Source organism: Delftia sp. PE138, from assembly GCF_018320755.1.
In the GTDB taxonomy this organism is placed as follows: Bacteria; Pseudomonadota; Gammaproteobacteria; order Burkholderiales; family Burkholderiaceae_C; genus Comamonas; species Comamonas tsuruhatensis.
Genome location: NZ_JABEPN010000002.1, coordinates 384,997 through 401,990, shown reverse-complemented (window position 1 = coordinate 401,990; position 16,994 = coordinate 384,997). Strand labels below are relative to the sequence as shown.

Below are 16,994 nucleotides of genomic sequence, written 5' to 3'. Positions count from 1 at the left end.
GGGAGCGAGAGGATTTCCGGAGGAATGCATGGCATTCCGTAGGAAACCGCAGCGCGGAAGCTGGGCACGATCTCTGCACGGATAGCACGGGGGTATCGGGGGCGAAGCCCCTGATGATCACATTGTCCCGCGCGACATACCCGGCGATGTGCTCACGGTCTCCCCAGCGCGCCTGCGCGAGCTTCCAGATTTCGGCCAGGTCGAACACTGTCGCGTCGTTGCATCCACGGCCGCGCCGACTCAGGTCCGCGAAGCACAGCGCTTGAATCCAGCGGGCCGCAAACCGCCGCCCTAAAAGACAACGGCTGTTGCGCGTAGCGCCTCTGTTGCCGCGTGCTGCCCTGGCACACATTGCGCGGGCGCTGTGCCCCGCTCTCCCACTCTCACGGGCCCGCACAGGCAGCGCCTCGCTCCCTAGCATCGATCAAATCGAAACAACGTGGATCAAAGAATGCTCATCGGTTACGCCCGTGTCTCGACACGGGACCAAGAGACACACCTCCAGCTCGATGCACTGCACCGCGCAGGCGTGCAGGAGATCTATCAGGAAAAGGCCAGCTCTGTGAATGCCCGGCCTGAGCTACAGCGCTGTCTTGCTGCGCTACAGCCCGGCGATACCCTCGTTGTCTACAAGATGGACCGCATTGCTCGATCGCTGCTCGATCTGCTGATGATCTTGGACCGCATCAAGGCATCGCAGGCTGCGGTGCGCTCCCTCACCGAACCTCTGGACACCACAGGGCCGCTTGGCGTTTTCATGGTCCAGATCCTCGGCGCAGTGGCCCAGCTCGAACGGGGCATCATCCGTGAGCGAACGGTTGCAGGTCAGGTTGCGGCCGTCAAGCGCGGGCGTGTCTTTGGCAGGCCCAAAAAGCTCGACGATGAGCAGGAGGCGGAAGTTTTACGCATGTTGGCTGATGGATGGACGAAGGCTGCCACGGCAAGGCACTTTGATGTGTCGTTGATCGTCGTGCGCCGGATCGCCGATGAGGCTGCAGGCAAAAAAAACACCGGGCGTTACCCGGTGTTGCGCAAGTTCCTTGATGCTGAGTAGCCGCCGTCGGTGACGGCTTCTAATATTGACTTTCATACTTTTAGTATGGACTTTCATGCTGGATTCTTTCAGCCTCGATAATACGGCCATGCCCCAAATTCAATTGACTCCCGCCGAGCGCCGGGAACACCGCGCCAACGCACACCACCTGGACCCCGTGGTCCTCATCGGGGGTGACGGCCTGACGGCTGCCGTGCAAAAGGAGGTCAACGCCGGCCTTAACGCACATGGCCTGATCAAGGTCCGTGTCTTCAACGACGACCGCGCCGCACGCGAGCAGATGTATCTGCAGCTGTGCGACGAGCTTGGCGCTGCACCCATTCAGCACATCGGCAAGCTGCTCGTGCTCTGGCGCCCCATGCCGGAAAAGGAAAAAGCCATCGACGAGAACCGCATGCCCGGCCCTCGCGATGTCAAGCTGCTCAAGTTCAGCAAGCGCTCCGGCCAGAAGCCCGAGGTCAAGCAGATCCGCGTGCTGGGCAACCAGCGCCTGACGGCAGGTGGCCAGGTCAAGCGCGCCAAGCCCAAGCAGAAGTCGGTCAAGAAGCGTCAGGCAGACTGAGTCCGCCGCATCCATGACCGTAGCATCCCATGCCGCCAGCGTGGCCCAGGCCGCGCAACCGCCCTCCGCCTCCCCCTCTGCGCAGCAGCGCTTCGTGATCTGCATGAAGTGGGGCAAGAAGTACGGTCCGGAGTATGTCAACAGGCTCTACGCCATGGTGCGTCGGCATCTGAAGGGCGATTTTCGCCTTGTCTGCCTGACCGATGACGGCGTGGGGATTCGCGACGAGGTCGAATGCCTGCCGATTCCTCCGCTGAACCTGCCCGCGGGCATTCCGGAGCGTGGTTGGAACAAGCTGGCCACCTTCAGTGCCGACCTGCACGGCCTGCGCGGCACGGCGCTGTTTCTTGACGTGGACGTGGTCATCACCGGGCCGCTGGACGATTTTTTCACCGAGCCCGGCGAGTTCCTGATCATCCACGACTACAAGCGTCCGTGGCGCATCACGGGCAATTCCTCGGTGTACCGCTTCGAGCTGGGTGCCCACCCCGAGGTGCTGGACTACTTCCGCACGCATTTCGAAGAGATACGCCGCAACTTTCGCAATGAGCAGGCCTATCTGTCCGATATGCTGCACAAGCAAGGCAAGCTCAAGTACTGGCCGCAGGCCTGGTGCCCCAGCTTCAAGTACCACTGCATTCCGGCCTGGCCGACGAACTACTGGAAGCCGCCCTTCGTGCCGGAGGGTGCGCGCGTGGTGATCTTCCACGGCGAATGCAACCCGCCCGACGCGTTGGCCGGCCGGCGCAATCGGCGCTTTCGCTATATCCGGCCTGCCACCTGGGTGGCCGAGCACTGGCACGAGTGAGCAGCTCGACCCACAAAAAAACGCCCGCGCTTGTGAACTGACCCCAAGAAGTTGGACGGTTGGAAGCTAGCGGCTCAAGGCCTGAGTTCGGTACTGCACCGGGCTCAGGCCTTTTAGTTTGAGCTTGATGCGTTGGTGGCTGAACGCTTGCGAACTTGTTCAGGTAGAAGAATTCCGATTTCAGCGTACCGAAGAAGCTTTCCATGGCCGCGTTGTCCAGGCAGTTGCCTTTGCGGGACATGCTTTGCGTCAAGCCGTGCTCGTGGAGCTGCTCTCGATAGTGGGACATTTGGTACTGCCACCCCTGGTCGGAGTGCAAGAGTGGCGCATCGCCGCGGGTCTTCAGCTTGCGCAACGCCTTCCTGAGCATGTTCCCTACGAGCGAGTACACAGGGCGCTCCTGCATCTCGTAGGCCACGATCTCCCCGTTGTAGAGGTCCATGATCGGCGACAGGTACAGCTTGTTGCCTCGGACATTGAATTCGGTCACATCGGTCACCCACTTCTCGTTCGGTCGCTCTGCACCGAACTGGCGATCGAGCAAGTTGGGCGATGAGGCGCACTCGCCTCGGTGGGAACGGTACTTCTTTGGCCGAACCAGTGACTTCAGGGCAAGGCTGTTCATCAGCCGCTGCACGGTCTTGTGGTTCACAGCCTGGCCTGCTTGACGAAGCTGGGCAGTGATGCGCCGATAGCCGTAGCGGCCTTTGTGGCTCTCATAGATTGCCCTGATGCTTGTCTTCAAGCTGGCGTATCTGTCGCCAGACCGCAGCACCTTGGCCTGGTAGTAGAACGTGCTGCGCGACAGGCTTGCCGCACTCAGCAGTGCGCGTAACGAATGCTCTGGCCTCAGCTCGAGGACGGCTTGCGCTTTTTGGGCGCAGCCTGCCGGCCTTCCCGAACCAAGGCCTGCACTTTTTTTAGGTAGGCCACCTCCGCACGCAGATACTCGTTTTCTTTGCGCAGCGTCTCCAGTGCGCTGGCATCGTCAGCCTGCGGCGGCAGGTTCTTGGGGGGGTTGGGAGTCGGCATCTTCTTCGGACGGCCCCGAGGCTTGGGTTTGAGTGCCTCGGGACCACCTTCATGATACTGGCTCAGCCACTTCGATACGACACCTGATCCGCCACGCAAATCGAACAACGCGGCCACTTGCGTTTGCGATAACCCCTGCTGCTTCATGCGTTGCAGCACCGAGATCTTGAACTGCGCGCTGTACTCGCTGCGCTTCTTGCGCAACGCGCTCTCGCCGTGCTCCCGGTAGGCGTTGACCCATCCGCGCAGGCAGGAGCGGCTCACACCTTACTGCTGCGCCAGCGTCCTGTAACCGGCCGACCCCGATAAATATTTCTGAACAACTTCGAGCTTCAAGCGCTCATCGTGCTTCGCCATGAAAAACACCCCATAGGTTGGACTGGTGTCCAACTTTTGGGGTGCAGTTCATGCGGCCACTTGCGTTTGCGATAACCCCTGCTGCTTCATGCGTTGCAGCACCGAGATCTTGAACTGCGCGCTGTACTCGCTGCGCTTCTTGCGCAACGCGCTCTCGCCGTGCTCCCGGTAGGCGTTGACCCATCCGCGCAGGCAGGAGCGGCTCACACCTTACTGCTGCGCCAGCGTCCTGTAACCGGCCGACCCCGATAAATATTTCTGAACAACTTCGAGCTTCAAGCGCTCATCGTGCTTCGCCATGAAAAACACCCCATAGGTTGGACTGGTGTCCAACTTTTGGGGTGCAGTTCATGCCGGGCGTTTTTTGTGCAAGAAGCCTTGCAAGGCCTTATCTCAGCCCCAGCGCTGCTGAAGGCGTGCCAGCAAAGGCATGAGTGTGGTGCCGATGCGGATCAGTTTGCGCGGCCCCATGACCAAGGCAGCGGCAGCCGCCACGCCCACGGCCACGGGGTGCAGACGCGCAAACGTTGCGACGCGCTCGATCAGCGGTGCATCCGGGCGCACGTGTGTGGCGGCACGGCTCAGCGCCCGGGCCTGGGCCACGGCCGCCGAGCGCGCCCTGAGGCGCTCGCGCTGCTGGGCAATGCGCTGCATCACCTGCTGCTGCTCCACGGTGGAAGTGGGCCACAGCGCCGCATTGGGGCCCGTGGGCCTGGGCGACGCAACCTCGTCGCGGGACTGGGAAGCATTGGAAGCATTGACCATGGTTACAGCCTCTTCTTCAGCGCCTGCCAGTCCTGGCTCAGCTCGTTGCGGGTGAGGATGAAAGGGCGTGCCAGGCGTCGTACGGCCGCAAGCAACTGCCACAAGGCAATTGCAAGGATAGCCAGCCAGCCGCCAAACAGCAGCCAGGCCACCATCACGCGGTGCTCGGTGTCCCAGAACTGCACCAGCACCGCCACGGACAGCATGAGCATGACCACGACGCTGAGTCCGGCCAGCGCAATCAGCAGCACGACCACGGTCTGCATGCTGCGCTTGTGCTGAACCCATTCAAGCCGAGCCAGGTCGGTACGGTCCTCGGCGGCAATGGCCAGCTCGATCACGGCAGCACGCCAGCGCGCCACCCAGGCATCCAAACCCAGAAGGGAAATCCAGTTCACAGGCATCCTTTTCTGGTCAGGCATGCCGTTGATCAGCGACGGCCCAGCATGAAGCCCAGCAAGGCGCCCACAGCCAGGGCTGCGCCAGCCACACGCCACGGCTCGTCGTGGGCATAGCGATCCGCCGCATAGGCGGCATCCTTGGCTTGGCGGGCCGCTTCCTGCGCGGCGCGCACAGCCGAGTCACGCACATTGGACATGCCGTCATCGATGCGCTGGCGCAGCATGTGGATTTCCGGCACGGCATCCAGCTCCTTGGCAGACAGCAGGCCACGCAGGTCGCTGACCAGTTTTTCAAGATCGGCTTGCGCGGTGGAGACGGTTTCAGTGATCGACTTCGTCATGATGAGCCTTTCTATTGAGGTGAAAACAAATACAGCGGGGAGCAGGCAATCATGTCGCCCGATACCTGTCACGCAACATGGGCAGGCCCTTGTTACATGCAAGCATCTTATCCAATTGTTCCCTGGCTTCCGGGAAGCGAGGGGGCCTGAGCCTTGTCAGACAAGGCCTGCCGTGGCCGTGTGTCGTGGACCGGCAGACCATCAGGCCAGCAACTTCGCCACATGTGCGCCGATGGCCAGGCAGCTGGTCAGCCCCGGCGATTCGATGCCCAGCAACTGCACCACGCCCGCAACGCCATGGACCTGCGGCCCCTGGATCGTGAAGTCTGCCGCCGCCTCGCCAGGACCGCTGATCTTGGGACGGATGCCAGCGTAGCCGGGCACCAGCGCGCCATCGGCCAGGGCCGGCCAGTACCGGCGGATCTCTGCATAGAAGGCGTCGGCGCGCGCTGGATCGACCTGCAGATCGCTTGCGCTTTCCACCCACTGCACATCGGGGCCGAACTTGGCCTGTCCACCCATGTCCAGCGTGAGATGCACGCCCAGACCTGCAGCCTCGGGCACGGGATAGATGAGGCGCGAGAACGGCGCGCGCCCCGACAGCGTGAAATAGTTGCCCTTGGCATAGAAGGCGCGTGGAACCAACTGCTGCGGAAAGCCTTGCAGGCGCGCCGCCAGCAACGGGGCATTCAGGCCTGCCGCATTGACCAGGCTACGCGCCTGCAGTTGCGTGCCGTCGGCGGTGCGCAGCCACACGCCGCCAGACGTGGCGGCGGCCTCCTGCACCTCGGCATGGCAGACCACCATGCCGCCTGCGTTTTCGAGATCGCCCTGCAGAGCCAGCATCAGGCCGTGGCTGTCGATGATGCCGGTGCTGGGCGAATGCAGTGCCGCCACACACTGCAGCGCAGGCTCCAAGGCCCGTGCCTCGGGGCCATCCAGCCAGCGCAGATCATTGACGCCATTGGCCTCGGCCTTGCGCGCAATGGCCTGGAGCTGGCCGCGCTGCGCCTCATCCGTTGCCACGATGAACTTGCCGCAGCGCTGATGGGCAACGCCGCGTTCCTCGCAATAGGCATAGAGACGCTGGCGGCCTTCGACGCAAAACAGGGCCTTCAGCGAACCCTGGGGATAGTAGATGCCGGCATGGATGACCTCGCTGTTGCGCGAACTGGTACCCGTACCAATGGCTTCAGCTGCCTCCAGCACCATGACTTCCCTGCCCTGCAACGCCAGGGCCCTGGCCACGGCCAGCCCCACGACGCCCGCCCCCACCACCACGCAATCGACCTGCTCGCTCATCCTGCCTGCCCTTTCGTCGTTCAGCCACTGATTATCAGACCGCGCCAGATACGAATACGCCGCAGATCACCGGGCTGCACTGGAATATCCAGGACCTGGAACAAATGGGAGCAACCAAAACGGAAAAGCCCTCCTGAACAAGTTTCAGGAGGGCTTGAATGGTGGGTGATACATGGATCGAACATGTGACCCCTGCCGTGTGAAGGCAGTGCTCTACCGCTGAGCTAATCACCCATATGTCGTTACTGCGACAAGACTTAGATTATGTCATAACTTCTAGGACTGATTTTCGAAGCTGCGCCAAATTGTCTTGCCGCCGCTCGATTTATCCATCTGCACCATCACGTCCTCGTGCGCGGCCAGCTCCTGATCATTGGCGCTCACCACGCGTAGCCTGAAGCTGCGCAGATCGACCTGCGCGACCACCAGGCCGCCCTCGGACTGGGCCGGCTCCTCCACCATCAGCAGGGCCTCCTGGCCTCGCGTGAGGTTGATGTAGACATCGGCCAGCAGTTCCGCATCCAGCAAGGCGCCGTGCAGCGTGCGCCCGGAGTTGTCCACTTCCAGGCGGTCGCACAGCGAGTCCAGCGAGTTGCGCTTGCCTGGGAACATTTCCTTGGCCATGACCAGGGTGTCGATGACACCGCTCACGCACTGCCTGATCGGCGGGCGGTTGGCAAGCTCCAGCTCCTTGTTCAGGAATCCCAGATCGAAAGGCGCGTTGTGAATGATGAGTTCAGCGCCTTGCAGATACTCCCAGATCTCATCGACCTTTTGCTCGAAGCGAGGCTTGTCCTTGAGGAACTCGGTGGTGATGCCGTGCACGCGCAGCGCGTCCGGATGGCTGTCGCGCCCCGCATTGAAGTACAGATGCAGGTTGTTGCCGGTCAGCTTGCGGTTGACCATCTCCACGCACCCCAGCTCGATGAGCCGGTCGCCGTTGTCGGCGGACAGGCCCGTGGTTTCCGTGTCGAGAATGATTTGACGCGACATGTGCTGGGTCCTCAGTGGTTTTCCTTGGCGTGGTTGAGCGAGTACTTGGGAATCTCGATGGTCACGTCCTCGCGCGCCAGGATGGCCTGGCAGGACAGGCGGGACTGCGGCTGCAGGCCCCATGCGCGGTCCAGCAGGTCTTCTTCCTCTTCCTCCGCCTCGTTCAACGAGTTGTAGCCTGCCTTGACCACCACGTGGCAGGTGGTGCATGCACAGCTCATGTCGCAGGCGTGCTCGATCTTGATGTTGTTGTCCAGCAGTGCCTCGCAGATGGAGGTGCCGGCAGGCGCCTCGATTTCGGCACCCTGGGGACAGTATTCGGCGTGGGGAAGTATTTTGATAACGGGCATGGCGGATCTGCGTTCGGATCAGAAATCAGGAAAGGGATTGCACGCTCTTGCCGGCCAGGGCCTGCTGGATGCTGCGGTTCATGCGCTCGGCGGCAAAGGACTCCGTGCCCTTGGCCAGCGCCTGTGTTGCGGCCTCGATGACGGCGGCATCCTCGGAGCCCACGCTGGCGCGCAGGGCGTCGACCAGAGCGTCGATGGCTGCACGCTGGTCTGCAGCCAGCACATCGCCATCGGCCTGCAGCGCGCTCTCCGTGGCCATGAGCATGCGGTCGGCATCGACACGCGCCTCCACCAGCGCGCGCACCTGAATGTCCTGCTGGGCCGTGGCAAAGCCGTCCTGCAGCATGCGGGCAACCTCGTCGTCCGAGAGGCCGTACGAGGGCTTGACATGGATATGCGCCTCGACGCCGCTGATCTGCTCCTTGGCACCCACCGACAGCAGGCCGTCGGCATCCACGGTGAAGGTCACGCGGATGCGCGCCGCGCCGGCTGCCATGGGCGGGATGCCGCGCAGTTCGAAACGCGCCAGGCTGCGGCAGTCCGCCACAAGATCGCGCTCACCCTGCACCACATGAATGGCCAGGGCCGTCTGCCCGTCCTTGTAGGTGGTGAAGTCCTGGGCGCGGGCCGTGGGAATGGTCTCGTTGCGCGTGATGATGCGCTCCACCAGGCCGCCCATGGTCTCCACACCCAGCGACAGGGGAATCACATCCAGCAGCAGCATGTCGCCGCTGGAACTGTTGCCCGCGAGTTGATTGGCCTGAATGGCAGCGCCCAACGCCACGACTTCATCGGGATTGAGGTTGACGAGAGGATCGCGGCCAAAGAACTGGGCCACTGCCTCGCGCACCTGGGGCATGCGGGTGGAACCACCGACCAGGACCACGCCCTGCACCTCGTCGCGCGTCAGGCCAGCGTCCTTGAGTGCGCGGCGCACCGCCGCCAGCGAGCGCGCCGTCAGATGGGCCGTGCTCGCATCGAAGTCCCCACGCTTGACATCGAAATGCACAGTGCCGGTGGACAGCTCTGCCGTGAACGTGGCGGCCTGAGCATCCGTCAATGCCTGCTTGCAAAGGCGTGCCGCCATGCGCCAGCGGGCCTTGTCCTCGGCGGTCTGCGGAACCACGCCGGTCTGCTGGGCCACCCACTCAGCCAGTGCCGCATCGTAGTCATCGCCACCCAAGGCCGAGTCCCCCCCCGTGGAGACGACCTCGAACACACCCTGGGACAGGCGCAGGACCGAAATATCGAAAGTGCCGCCACCCAGATCGTAGACGGCGTAAACACCTTCGGAGCCGTTGTCCAGGCCATAGGCAATGGCGGCAGCCGTGGGCTCGTTGATCAGGCGCAGCAGGTTGATGCCGGCGAGCTTGGCCGCATCCTTGGTGGCCTGGCGCTGCGCGTCGTCAAAGTAGGCTGGCACGGTGATGACCGCGCCATGGATGTCGTCGTTGAAGGTGTCCTCGGCGCGAAAGCGCAGCGTGGCCAGGATCTCGGCGCTGACTTCCACGGGGGTCTTCGTGCCATCGATGGTCTCGATCCCGATCACGCCACGACCGGCTTCTTGCTCAGCAAAGCGGTAAGGCAGCTTCTCCGGCGCGTCGATGTCCGCCAGCGTACGGCCCATGAAGCGCTTGGCCGAGGCGATGGTGTTGCCCGCATCGGTGGACAGCGCCGCCTGCGCGGCGTAGCCGATCTCGCGGCGTCCCTGGGGCAGATAGCGCACGACGGAAGGCAGCAGTACCTGGCCCTGATCATCCGGCAGGCATTCGGCCACGCCATTGCGGACTGCGGCGACCAGCGAATGGGTGGTGCCCAGGTCGATACCCACGGCAATGCGTCGCTGGTGGGGATCGGGGGACTGACCGGGTTCGGAAATCTGCAAAAGCGCCATGGAAATACTCGGGGAAATTGCAGGTCCGGGCCGGCCGGCCTGCCTTGTGAATGAGGGACTCTCGTGGGAGGTTCGGGTCGCGGACTATTGTCCCAGTTGATCGCGGCGACGCTCTATGTCCTGCGCAAATCGCGCAACAAACATGAGGGCTCTGACCTGCTGCACGGCCGCCTGGGCATCGTGCAGTTCATCGAGCTGGCGGCCGCATTCGGCCAGCATGCTCTTTCTGGCCCGCGACACTTCGCCGTCCAGCGCATCCAAGGCGGCCTCGTCCTGCGCATCGTCCAGCGCCTCGCGCCATTCCATCTGCTGCATCAAAAAGGCGGTGGGCATGGAGGTGTTGTCCTCGGCACGCACGGGTGCACCCAGCAATTCGCAAAGATAGGCTGCTCGCCTGAGCGGCTCTTTCAGCCGTTGATAGGCCTCGTTGATGCGTACCGACCATTGCATGGCCACACGCTGCGCAGCTGCGCCCTGCGAGGCAAAGCGGTCAGGATGGGCCTCGCGCTGCAACTCCTTCCAGCGCGCGTCAATGGTGCTGCGCTCCTGCGCAAATTGGCGCGGCAGCGCAAACAGCTCGAAATCGTCCGATTGCAGGTTCATGTCGATAAAAAGCCGCCAGCACCGAAGCGATGGCGGCCTCTTGAGGGAGTAGAAAAGTCAGGGCCTGCCGGGCATGCCGCCAGGCCACCAGAGCCTGGCCCCCCGGCAAATGCCGGTCAGATGCGAAAGCTCTCGCCGCAGCCGCAGCGATCGCGCTCGTTGGGGTTGTGGAACTTGAAGCCTTCGTTCAAGCCTTCACGCACGAAGTCCAGTTCCGTGCCATCGATATAGGCCAGGCTCTTGGGGTCGACCAGCACCTTGATGCCGTGGTCCTCGAAGATCACATCCTCGGGCAACTGTTCGTCCACATACTCCAGCTTGTAGGCCAGCCCGGAGCAGCCCGTGGTCTTGACCCCAAGGCGCACGCCGATGCCCTTGCCGCGGCGCGACAGGTAGCGGCTCACATGGCGGGCCGCGGACTCGGTCAGCGAGATCGCCATATCAGGCGGCCACCACCGCAGTGCGCTTGGCACGGTAGTCGTCCACTGCGGCCTTGATGGCGTCTTCGGCCAGGATGGAGCAGTGCACCTTGACGGGAGGCAGGGCCAGTTCTTCGGCGATCTGGCTGTTCTTCAGCGCAGCCGCTTCATCCAGCGTCTTTCCCTTGACCCACTCGGTCACCAGCGAAGACGAGGCGATTGCCGAACCACAGCCATAGGTCTTGAAACGGGCATCTTCAATGACGCCGGTTTCGGGGTTGACCTTGATCTGCAGCTTCATCACGTCGCCACAGGCAGGCGCGCCGACCATGCCGGTGCCCACCGATTCGTCGCTCTTGTCGAACGAACCCACGTTGCGGGGGTTTTCGTAGTGGTCTACCACTTTGTCGGAATAAGCCATGATGTCTACCTCTTCAATACTTGATTCGCGTGCCGGCCGACGCTCAGTGCGCCGCCCACTGGATGGTGCTGAGGTCGATGCCGTCCTTGTACATCTCCCACAGCGGGCTGAGTTCGCGCAGCTTGACCACATTGGTGCGGATGGTGCTGATCGCGTAGTCGATTTCTTCCTCGGTCGTGAAACGGCCGATGGTCATGCGCAGGCTGCTGTGCGCCAGCTCGTCACTGCGGCCGAGGGCACGCAGCACATAGCTGGGCTCCAGGCTGGCCGAGGTGCAAGCAGAGCCCGACGACACTGCCAGCCCCTTGATGCCCATGATGAGCGACTCGCCTTCGACGAAGTTGAAGCTCATGTTCAGGTTCTGAGGCACACGGTGCTCCATGCTGCCGTTGATGAAGACCTGTTCCAGATCCTTCAAACCGTTGAGCAGGCGCTGTTGCAGCGCATAGGCCTTGGCATTGCTCTCGACCATCTCTTCCTTGGCGATGCGGAAAGCCTCGCCCATGCCGACGATCTGGTGCGTGGGCAGCGTACCCGAACGCATGCCACGCTCATGACCACCGCCGTGGATCTGCGCCTCCAGACGCACACGCGGCTTGCGGCGCACGTACAGGGCACCCACGCCCTTGGGGCCGTAGGTCTTGTGCGCGGTCATGCTCATCAGGTCGATCGGCAACTTGGACATGTCGATCTCCACGCGGCCCGTAGCCTGCGCAGCATCCACATGGAACAGGATGCCCTTCTCGCGGCATAGCGCGCCAATCGTGGGAATGTCCTGGATGACGCCGATTTCGTTGTTCACGAAGAGCACGCTCACCAAGATGGTATCGGGACGCAGCGCGGCCTTGAATGCCTCAATGTCGAGCAGACCATCAGGCTGCACGTCCATGTAGGTCACTTCAAACCCCTGGCGCTCGAGTTCACGCATGGTGTCGAGCACGGCCTTGTGCTCGGTCTTGAGCGTGATCAGATGCTTGCCCTTGCCTTGATAGAAGTGAGCCGCACCCTTGATGGCAAGATTGATGGACTCGGTCGCGCCACTGGTCCACACAATTTCACGGGGATCCGCGCCAATCAGATCCGCCACCTGGCCGCGGGCCTTCTCGATGGCCTCTTCGGCCTCCCAGCCCCAGGCATGGCTGCGCGATGCAGCGTTGCCGAAGTGCTCACGCAACCATGGGATCATGGCGTCCACCACGCGAGGGTCCACGGGAGTGGTCGCGCCATAATCGAGATAGATGGGGAAATGCGGGGTCATGTCCATGACTGGCTCTTATCAAAGTTCCGGCTGGCAAAAATCGGGAAGGCGATGAACTCCGGTGAATCCATCCGGGCGGGCAGCACCGCGCCACACAGCCATGCGCAGCGGCGCCCTGCCCTCAGGGTGTCAAAAGTCGATCAGGACTTGGCGAAGGCGTTGCCCAGCGCGAATACCGAGTTCGGTGCATTCACGCGGATGGGCTTGACCACGGGAGCCGTGGAAATCGCACGACGCACTACGGGCTTGTCCTCGATCTGGATGCCCTTGGCCAATTGTTCGTCGACGAGCTTTTGCAGCGTCACGGAATCGAGGAACTCGACCATGCGCTGATTCAATGCCGCCCACAGCTCATGCGTCATGCAGCGGCCAGCTTCGCCCAGACAATTTTCCTTGCCGCCGCATTGGGTGGCGTCAATGGGCTCGTCCACGGAGACGATGATGTCGGCCACGGTGATGTCGCCAGCCTTGCGGGCCAGCGTGTAGCCGCCGCCGGGTCCACGGGTGGACTCGACGAGTTCATGGCGGCGCAGCTTGCCGAACAGCTGTTCGAGATACGACAGGGAAATCTGCTGTCGCTGGCTGATGGCAGCCAGCGTAACAGGGCCATTGTTCTGGCGCAGGGCCAGATCGATCATGGCAGTGACCGCAAAACGGCCTTTGGTGGTGAGACGCATTACGAGCTCCTTCAGTCAGGCTTGTACGTTACAGAAACACCCGCTCCAGCGATTTGACTGGAGTTGGGCACAGTCTCCGCCCTTACTCCGTCCTGTTCAAAAGGTTCAGAGCCCTTCTTTTCATCGAAGTTTTTGTTGTTGTTGAGTGTTGACCCTGAGTGTACCACATTCCCCATCAATTTTGTCGGGTAACAAGAGCCAACAGGCTTCAGACAAGGCACCGCCTCAGGAAACCTGCGCGGAAGAGCCTCCGAACAGTTGCTCCTTGAGCAGTGCCAGCTGATCGCGCACCCGCGCCGCCTGCTCGAACTCCAGGCTGCGCGCATGTTCGAGCATCTGCTTCTCCAGACGCTTGATTTCCTTGGCCACATCTTTTTCGGACATGTCCTCGACACGCGCTCTTTCGAGCTGATTGGCCTCCAGACGTTCCGCTTCCTTGCCGCTTTTTTCGCTGTAGACACCATCAATCAGGTCTTTCACCCGCTTGACAATCTGCTTGGGCTCAATGCCGTTTTCCTCGTTGAACGCCATTTGCCTGGCGCGGCGGCGCTCGGTCTCGCCGATGGCCTTCTTCATCGACTCCGTGATCCTGTCCGCGTAGAGGATGGCCTTGCCGTGCAGGTTGCGTGCTGCGCGGCCGATGGTCTGGATGAGACTTCGCTCGGCGCGAAGAAAGCCTTCCTTGTCGGCATCGAGGATGGCGACCAGCGAGACTTCAGGGATGTCCAAGCCCTCTCGCAGCAGGTTGATGCCCACGAGAACGTCGAAGACGCCCAGACGCAGGTCACGAATGATCTCCACGCGCTCCACCGTCTCCACGTCGGAGTGCAGATAGCGCACCTTGACCCCGTTTTCGCTCAGGTAGTCGGTGAGCTGCTCGGCCATGCGCTTGGTGAGCGTGGTGATGAGAACACGCTCCCCGCGCTCGACGCGCAGGCGGATTTCCTGCAGCACGTCATCCACCTGGTTGGTGGCTGGGCGCACTTCGATTTCGGGGTCGATCAGCCCCGTCGGGCGCACAACCTGGTCCACGATCTGACCTGAGTGGGTTTTTTCGTAGTCTGCCGGCGTGGCCGAGACAAAGATGACCTGGCGCATGCGCCGCTCGAATTCCTCGAATTTCAGCGGCCGGTTGTCCAGCGCCGACGGCAGCCGAAAGCCGTACTCCACGAGCGTGGTCTTGCGCGAGCGATCGCCGCTGTACATGGCGTTGAGCTGACCGATCATCTGGTGGCTCTCGTCCAGGAACATGAGCGCGTCGTTGGGCAGGTAGTCGGTCAATGTGCTGGGGGGCTCGCCCGGGGCTGCGCCGGAGAGGTGGCGCGTGTAGTTCTCGATGCCCTTGCAGTGGCCGACCTCGGTGAGCATTTCAAGGTCGAAGCGCGTGCGCTGCTCCAGGCGCTGGGCCTCGACCAGCTTGCCGTCACCCACCAGTTGCTTGAGCCGCTCGGCCAGTTCCAGCTTGATGGTTTCCACGGCGGCCAGCACCTTGTCGCGCGGCGTGACGTAGTGGCTGCTGGGGTAGACAGTGAAGCGCGGAATGCTCTGGCGCACGCGGCCCGTGAGCGGGTCGAACAGCTGCAGGCTTTCAACCTCGTCGTCGAAAAGTTCGATGCGGATGGCCAGCTCGGAATGCTCGGCGGGGAAGACATCGATGGTGTCGCCGCGCACGCGGAACTTGCCGCGGCTGAAGTCCTGGTCGTTGCGCTGGTACTGCATGCGGATCAACTGCGCGATGACGTCGCGCTGGTTGATGCGGTCGCCGGTACGCAGCGTCATGATCATGCGGTGGTAGCTTTCGGGTTCGCCGATGCCGTAGATGGCCGAGACCGTGGCCACGATGACCACGTCGCGCCGCTCCATGAGACTTTTGGTGCACGAAAGCCGCATCTGCTCGATGTGCTCGTTGATGGCGCTGTCCTTTTCGATGAAAAGGTCGCGCTGGGGCACGTAGGCCTCGGGCTGGTAGTAGTCGTAGTAGCTGACGAAGTACTCGACGGAGTTCTTGGGAAAGAACTCGCGGAACTCGCTGTACAGCTGTGCGGCCAGTGTCTTGTTGGGTGCGAAGACGATGGCCGGACGACCCAGGCGGGCGATCACGTTGGCCATGGTGAAGGTCTTGCCCGAGCCCGTCACGCCCAGCAGGGTCTGAAAGGATTCACCGTCCTGGATGCCCTCGACCAGCTTCTCAATGGCGGCGGGCTGGTCGCCAGCCGGTGGATAGGGCTGGAACAGCTCGAAGGGGGAGTCCGCGAAATGCACGAACTGGCCCGAGGCCGCAGGTGCTGGAGAGGAATCAGAGACTTCGTGCATGACGTGGGTTCGCAAAAGTGGGTATCGGCCGGCGAGATCGCTAGAATTCATGGGTTAACCCGAAAGCCTACCGCAGCTTGGGGCTAGCCGCGTTTTTTCCACCTCCCAAGACATCCCAAGGACGCTTCATGTCTCTGTTTACCGCCGTCGAAATGGCCCCCCGCGACCCCATCCTGGGTCTGAACGAGCAGTTCGCTGCCGACACCAACCCCAGCAAGGTGAATCTGGGCGTGGGCGTGTACTTCGACGACAACGGCAAGTTGCCCCTGCTCGAGTGCGTGCAGGCCGCCGAGAAGGCGATGATGGACAAGCCCACGGCCCGCGGCTACCTGCCCATCGACGGCATCGCTGCCTATGATGCCGCAGTCAAGGGCCTGGTGTTCGGCGCCGAGTCCGACGTCGTCAAGTCCGGCCGCGTGTCCACGGTGCAGGCCATCGGCGGCACCGGCGGCCTGAAGATCGGCGCCGACTTCCTCAAGAAGATCAGCCCCGCTGCCAAGGTGCTGATCTCCGACCCGAGCTGGGAAAACCACAAGGCCATCTTCACGAACGCCGGTTTCGAAGTGGGCACCTATGCCTACTACGACGCCGTCAACCGCAAGGTGAACTTCGAAGGCATGCTGGCCGACCTGAACGCAGCAGCCCCTGGCACCATCGTGGTGCTGCACGCCTGCTGCCACAACCCGACCGGCTACGACATCACGGCCGAGCAGTGGGACCAGGTGATTGCCGCCGTCAAGGCCAAGGGCCTGGTGGCCTTCCTTGACATGGCCTACCAGGGCTTTGGCCACGGCATTGCCGAAGACGGCGCCGTGATCGGCAAGTTCGTGGCCGCCGGCCTGAACATCTTCGTCTCGACCTCGTTCTCCAAGAGCTTCAGCCTGTACGGCGAGCGCGTGGGCGCACTGTCGGTGGTCGCCAACGACAAGGAAGAGGCGGCCCGCGTGCTGAGCCAGCTCAAGATCGTGATCCGCACCAACTATTCCAACCCGCCCACCCATGGTGGCGCCGTGGTGGCGGCCGTGCTGAACAACCCCGAGCTGCGCGCACTGTGGGAAAAGGAACTGGGCGAGATGCGCGTGCGCATCAAGGCCATGCGCCAGAAGCTGGTCGATGGCCTGAAGGCTGCCGGCGTCCAGCAGGACATGAGCTTCATCACCACGCAGATCGGCATGTTCAGCTACTCCGGCCTCAGCAAGGACCAGATGGTGCGCCTGCGCACCGAGTTCGGCGTCTACGGCACGGACACGGGCCGCATGTGCGTGGCCGCGCTCAACAGCAAGAATATCGACTACGTCTGCCAGTCGATCGCCAAGGTGGTCTGACCGCCACTCCAGCCACCTGGCCCTGCGCCGGGTGACAAGGCATGCCGCCAGCGCTCCCTGCCCTGGCGGCATTTTCTTTGTGCGGGCGGTTTTTGCATCCTGGCAGTCCGGTATGCGCC

The 16,994-nt window shown here is 62.5% G+C and carries 18 protein-coding genes, 1 tRNA gene and 1 pseudogene; 4 read left to right on the top strand and 16 right to left on the bottom strand.

The genetic code is table 11. The features are described 5' to 3' along the window. Positions 1-451: 451 nt before the first annotated feature. The 3 genes from HFGMBDPB_RS10785 to HFGMBDPB_RS10775 all read left to right on the top strand — a co-directional run bounded on the left by HFGMBDPB_RS10785 (position 452) and on the right by HFGMBDPB_RS10775 (position 2,424). Positions 452-1,054 carry a recombinase family protein gene (locus tag HFGMBDPB_RS10785; RefSeq protein ID WP_212645388.1) on the top strand — a complete coding sequence of 201 codons (603 nt, stop codon included), beginning with the start codon at positions 452-454 and terminating at the stop codon, positions 1,052-1,054. Between the two features lie 88 nt (positions 1,055-1,142). Next, complete coding sequence (locus HFGMBDPB_RS10780; RefSeq protein WP_012206726.1) at positions 1,143-1,616, top strand: YhbY family RNA-binding protein; 474 nt, start codon at positions 1,143-1,145, stop codon at positions 1,614-1,616. A 13-nt stretch (positions 1,617-1,629) separates the two neighbouring features. Next, complete coding sequence (locus HFGMBDPB_RS10775) at positions 1,630-2,424, top strand: hypothetical protein (protein ID WP_046238475.1); 795 nt, start codon at positions 1,630-1,632, stop codon at positions 2,422-2,424. Positions 2,425-2,490: 66 nt separating this feature from the next. Here the strand turns inward: HFGMBDPB_RS10775 and HFGMBDPB_RS10770 are convergent. From HFGMBDPB_RS10770 to uvrB, 16 genes and pseudogenes are all read right to left on the bottom strand, one after another. Beyond that, a pseudogene (locus tag HFGMBDPB_RS10770) lies at positions 2,491-3,813 on the bottom strand (IS3 family transposase). A 48-nt stretch (positions 3,814-3,861) separates the two neighbouring features. Beyond that, positions 3,862-4,020, bottom strand: coding sequence for a helix-turn-helix domain-containing protein (locus tag HFGMBDPB_RS10765; RefSeq protein WP_212645387.1), 159 nt, complete (start codon positions 4,018-4,020; stop codon positions 3,862-3,864). A gap of 186 nt (positions 4,021-4,206) precedes the next feature. Beyond that, positions 4,207-4,578, bottom strand: a complete 372-nt coding sequence (locus HFGMBDPB_RS10760) for a hypothetical protein (protein WP_212645386.1) — start codon at positions 4,576-4,578, stop codon at positions 4,207-4,209. Between the two features lie 2 nt (positions 4,579-4,580). Further along, positions 4,581-5,000 carry a phage holin family protein gene (locus tag HFGMBDPB_RS10755; protein WP_016447116.1) on the bottom strand — a complete coding sequence of 140 codons (420 nt, stop codon included), beginning with the start codon at positions 4,998-5,000 and terminating at the stop codon, positions 4,581-4,583. A gap of 8 nt (positions 5,001-5,008) precedes the next feature. Next, positions 5,009-5,320, bottom strand: coding sequence for a DUF883 domain-containing protein (locus tag HFGMBDPB_RS10750; protein ID WP_016447117.1), 312 nt, complete (start codon positions 5,318-5,320; stop codon positions 5,009-5,011). Between the two features lie 201 nt (positions 5,321-5,521). Continuing rightward, a complete protein-coding gene (locus tag HFGMBDPB_RS10745; RefSeq protein WP_047327346.1) occupies positions 5,522-6,622 on the bottom strand; it encodes an NAD(P)/FAD-dependent oxidoreductase in 1,101 nt (366 codons plus the stop codon). Positions 6,623-6,781: 159 nt separating this feature from the next. Beyond that, a tRNA-Val gene (locus HFGMBDPB_RS10740) sits at positions 6,782-6,856 on the bottom strand. A gap of 42 nt (positions 6,857-6,898) precedes the next feature. Beyond that, positions 6,899-7,615, bottom strand: coding sequence for a DNA polymerase III subunit epsilon (gene dnaQ, locus HFGMBDPB_RS10735; RefSeq protein ID WP_016447119.1), 717 nt, complete (start codon positions 7,613-7,615; stop codon positions 6,899-6,901). Positions 7,616-7,626: 11 nt separating this feature from the next. Continuing rightward, the gene (fdx, locus tag HFGMBDPB_RS10730) at positions 7,627-7,965 is read right to left on the bottom strand and encodes an ISC system 2Fe-2S type ferredoxin (protein WP_013802212.1); all 339 of its coding nucleotides are present in this window, start codon (positions 7,963-7,965) and stop codon (positions 7,627-7,629) included. Positions 7,966-7,990: 25 nt separating this feature from the next. Continuing rightward, a complete protein-coding gene (gene hscA / locus HFGMBDPB_RS10725) occupies positions 7,991-9,859 on the bottom strand; it encodes a Fe-S protein assembly chaperone HscA (protein ID WP_212645385.1) in 1,869 nt (622 codons plus the stop codon). An 84-nt stretch (positions 9,860-9,943) separates the two neighbouring features. Beyond that, on the bottom strand, positions 9,944-10,462 hold the full coding sequence (gene hscB / locus HFGMBDPB_RS10720) for a Fe-S protein assembly co-chaperone HscB (RefSeq protein WP_212645384.1): 519 nt from the start codon (positions 10,460-10,462) through the stop codon (positions 9,944-9,946). Positions 10,463-10,578: 116 nt separating this feature from the next. Beyond that, complete coding sequence (iscA, locus tag HFGMBDPB_RS10715; RefSeq protein ID WP_016447122.1) at positions 10,579-10,902, bottom strand: iron-sulfur cluster assembly protein IscA; 324 nt, start codon at positions 10,900-10,902, stop codon at positions 10,579-10,581. A 1-nt stretch (position 10,903) separates the two neighbouring features. Continuing rightward, positions 10,904-11,302 carry a Fe-S cluster assembly scaffold IscU gene (iscU, locus tag HFGMBDPB_RS10710; protein WP_016447123.1) on the bottom strand — a complete coding sequence of 133 codons (399 nt, stop codon included), beginning with the start codon at positions 11,300-11,302 and terminating at the stop codon, positions 10,904-10,906. Positions 11,303-11,345: 43 nt separating this feature from the next. Next, on the bottom strand, positions 11,346-12,566 hold the full coding sequence (locus HFGMBDPB_RS10705) for an IscS subfamily cysteine desulfurase (protein WP_017403940.1): 1,221 nt from the start codon (positions 12,564-12,566) through the stop codon (positions 11,346-11,348). 134 nt (positions 12,567-12,700) lie between these two features. Continuing rightward, positions 12,701-13,237 carry a Fe-S cluster assembly transcriptional regulator IscR gene (gene iscR / locus HFGMBDPB_RS10700; protein ID WP_012205825.1) on the bottom strand — a complete coding sequence of 179 codons (537 nt, stop codon included), beginning with the start codon at positions 13,235-13,237 and terminating at the stop codon, positions 12,701-12,703. A 225-nt stretch (positions 13,238-13,462) separates the two neighbouring features. Further along, complete coding sequence (uvrB, locus tag HFGMBDPB_RS10695; RefSeq protein ID WP_017403939.1) at positions 13,463-15,550, bottom strand: excinuclease ABC subunit UvrB; 2,088 nt, start codon at positions 15,548-15,550, stop codon at positions 13,463-13,465. Between the two features lie 128 nt (positions 15,551-15,678). Here uvrB and HFGMBDPB_RS10690 point away from each other — a divergent pair, with 128 nt between their 5' ends. Further along, positions 15,679-16,875 carry an amino acid aminotransferase gene (locus HFGMBDPB_RS10690; RefSeq protein ID WP_016447126.1) on the top strand — a complete coding sequence of 399 codons (1,197 nt, stop codon included), beginning with the start codon at positions 15,679-15,681 and terminating at the stop codon, positions 16,873-16,875. Positions 16,876-16,994: the final 119 nt, after the last annotated feature.